Origin of the sequence: Gluconobacter sp. P1D12_c (assembly GCF_018812105.1) — a bacterium.
Classification (GTDB): domain Bacteria; phylum Pseudomonadota; class Alphaproteobacteria; order Acetobacterales; family Acetobacteraceae; genus Gluconobacter; species Gluconobacter oxydans_A.
The window spans coordinates 1-396 of record NZ_JACSIQ010000681.1 but is presented as its reverse complement, the minus strand read 5'-3'; the positions used below and the strand labels follow the sequence as shown (position 1 = coordinate 396).

Below are 396 nucleotides of genomic sequence, written 5' to 3'. Positions count from 1 at the left end.
GCGTGATGTTGGCCGGATCGAGCGGTCGGTTTTCATGCTCGACTGGATACAGGATCTGGATTAGCGCAGGCGAACCCAGGCAGGGCTCAACAAGGGAGAAGCCCTGAATGCGCTGTCTCGGGCGCTCTTCTTCAACCAGCTTGTGGAACTGCGGGATCGGCGTTTTGAAAATCAGGCTTATCGAGCGTCAGGATTAAACCTGCTGGTGGCAGCGGTTATCCTATGGAATACGCGCTATCTTCAGTCTGCCATCGCAACGCTCGGCATTTCCGATGACCTGGTGCGGGATATTGCACCCCTCGGCTGGGAGCATATCTCTCTGACAGGGGACTATCGCTGGAATGACGATTAGCAGCCCGAAGCGGGCGCGTTACGTCCGCTTCGGGTGTTCGGGTG

General features: G+C 57.3%; 1 pseudogene. It reads left to right on the top strand.

Going from position 1 to position 396, the window contains the following annotated elements:
• Positions 1-352: pseudogene (locus tag KP705_RS18720) on the top strand (Tn3 family transposase); the annotation flags it as partial.
• Positions 353-396: the final 44 nt, after the last annotated feature.